This window comes from Streptomyces durocortorensis (assembly GCF_016901035.1).
Lineage (GTDB): Bacteria > Actinomycetota > Actinomycetes > Streptomycetales > Streptomycetaceae > Streptomyces > Streptomyces durocortorensis.
Window position 1 is genome coordinate 1 of the sequence record NZ_JAFEUF010000223.1, and the last position, 2,326, is coordinate 2,326.

A 2,326-nucleotide genomic window follows, 5' to 3' on the forward strand; every position below is an offset into this window, starting at 1 on the left:
GGGGGCGCGCGGGTGACCCCCCCTGGGTGTGTTGTGCGGCCGCGGCTGCGGGTGGCGGGGGGGGGGGGGGGGGGGGGGGGCCCCCGCGCCCCGGGCCACCCCTCGGCCTCCGCGCACGGCCGTACGCCGACAACCCGGGCCCGCTCAGCCGTTGGGCACAGCCGTACGGTGGGCCGCGCGGGCAGCTCGCGCCCTGGGCAGATAGCGCAGCCGCTCCGGCAGGACGGGGACGACGCCCCGCAGCACCGCGCACAGCCGGCGCAGCCGCTTCTCCTGCTCGGCGCTCCACGGCAGTCCGACGGCCGCGCGGGCGTCGGGCGGCATGAGCCCGATGGTGACGAAGCGCCGGAAGCGGGCCAGCGGCGGCAGCAGCACCGGCCACAGCGCCCGCAGGAGCATCCGCAGCGGCCAGGGGCCCCGGTCCGGCGGCGGGACGGGCTGGTCGACGTCGACCAGTTCACGTACCACGGTGGTCGCCTCGATCTCGCCGGCGAGCATCTTCTCCCAGTACGGCCAGAACTCCTCGATGGACTGGGGCATGTCCCGGTCGTGGATGCCGAGGATCCGGCCGACCTGCAGCCACTCCGCGTACAGGGCGCGCTCCTGGGCCGGGGTCATGGGCCGGATCAGATAGCGGGCCGCGTGGCGGTAGACGGGGAAGCCGGTGGCGTGCACCCAGGCGTAGTTGGCGGGCGTCAGCGCGTGGTAGGGGCGGCCCCGGGTGTCGGTGCCCTGGATGGTGCGGTGCAGCACCCGCAGCCTGCGCCCTTCCCCGGCCGCCTCCGCGCCGCCGTACACCCAGAGCTGGAGGGAGCGCAGCGAGCGTTCGCCGCGCCCCCACGGGTCCGTGCGGAAGACGGAGTGCTCGTCGACTCCGGCCCCGACGGCCGGGTGGGCGACCTGGAGGGTGAGGGCGGCGGGCAGCATCAGCAGGGCGCGGATGTCGCCGGACAGGCTCCAGAGGACTCCGCCGGGCGGGGGCGGCTCGGGGTCGCGGGCACGGTCCGGTGCCGGGGTCCGTACATTGCCGCGGCCCGGTACGGGCTTCCGGGCGTCGTCCGCCGGGCGGTCTTTCGCGCCGTCCGCGCTGCTCATCCGTGCTCCCGCGGTCCCGACGGGCCTGCCGTCCGCTGCCCGCTCCCTCCCCTCCATGATCCCTCGCCCAGTGAGGACCGTGGGGGGCGGGGGTGCGGAACCTTCGCGGGCGGCCCGGTCAGTCGTGGTCGTACACCGTCACCGGCAGGCCGGCGGATGTGAGGCGGCGCTCGATCAGCGGCTCGACCCTGGACCATGTGCCGCCCGCGAGCCCGCAGCCGATCCGGGGGCCGGTCTCTCCGGCCCTGGCCACGACGTTAGGAGGTGCCGTAGCGGCAACCTCAAGCCCGGAACGGCGGAGGCTCCCGGGGCCTGGGGTGGACGGGCTCGCCGCGGTGGCGGACACTTTCACAGTGTTGGTGAGACACCGGCACTGTCCGATACGAGGGTTCGACGGCGGGGAGCAGAGATGGCGACGGGGACCGACGAGCCGACGCTCACGGTGGACGAGCTGGCGGCCCGCGCCGGGGTCACCGTGCGCACCGTGCGGTTCTACAGCACCCGGGGCCTGCTGCCGCCCCCGGTCATCGGGCCCCGCAGGGTCGGGCACTACGGTCCGGACCATCTCTCCCGGCTCGCGCTGATCGAGGAGCTCCAGCAGCAGGGCATGACACTCGCCGCGATCGAACGCTATCTGGAGCAGTTGCCGCCCGACCTCAGCGCCCACGATCTGGCGATCCACCGGGCTCTGGTCGCGTCCTGGGCTCCGGACAAGACCGAGGACTTCTCCCGGGCCGAGCTGGAGCGGCGGGCCGGGCGGGCGCTGGCCGAGGCGGATGTGGAGCGGCTGGCGGCGATGGGGGTGCTGGTCCGGCCCGAGGCGGATGGCACGACGTACCGGGTGGATCTCGGGCTGTTGCGGCTCGGGGTGGAGCTGCTGGACGTGCCGATCGCCCACGAGACGATCCTGGCGGCCCGGACCGTGCTGCTGGAGCACACCCGCTCGGCCGCCCAGGAGATGACGCGGCTGTTCCGGGACGAGGTGTGGAATCCCTACCGGGAGCGCGAGGGCGACCCGGAGCATGTGGCGGCGATGAAGTCGCTGTCCGCCGACATGCAACCGATCGTGGTGCAGGCGCTGGTGACGGCGTTTCAGCGGTCGCTGAAGGAGGAGCTGCGGGGGGGGGGGGGGGGCCCGCGGCGCGGCGGGGGCGGGGGGGGCGCGGCGGGGGCGGGGGGGTTGGGGGGGGGGGGGGGGGGCAGCGGGCGCCTGGCGCCCCCGGCGGCCGGG

2 protein-coding genes and 1 pseudogene are annotated in these 2,326 nt (G+C 75.7%); 1 reads left to right on the plus strand and 2 read right to left on the minus strand.

The annotated features are described in order from the left end of the window. Positions 1-144: 144 nt before the first annotated feature. A complete protein-coding gene (locus JS521_RS28820) occupies positions 145-1,095 on the minus strand; it encodes an oxygenase MpaB family protein (RefSeq protein WP_239487979.1) in 951 nt (316 codons plus the stop codon). Between the two features lie 118 nt (positions 1,096-1,213). Continuing rightward, positions 1,214-1,327, minus strand: a pseudogene (locus JS521_RS36935) (Appr-1-p processing protein); the annotation flags it as partial. Positions 1,328-1,504: 177 nt separating this feature from the next. On the opposite strand from JS521_RS36935, the gene JS521_RS28825 reads away from it, so the two are divergent. After that, the coding region (locus JS521_RS28825; RefSeq protein WP_239487980.1) for a MerR family transcriptional regulator at positions 1,505-2,326 on the plus strand (822 nt) is incomplete at its 3' end.

What these genes read in the sequence shown, in the direction of transcription:
- JS521_RS28820 (WP_239487979.1), bottom strand. Translation starts at nt 1,095, where the DNA reads ATGAGCAGCGCGGACGGCGCGAAAGACCGCCCGGCGGACGACGCCCGG.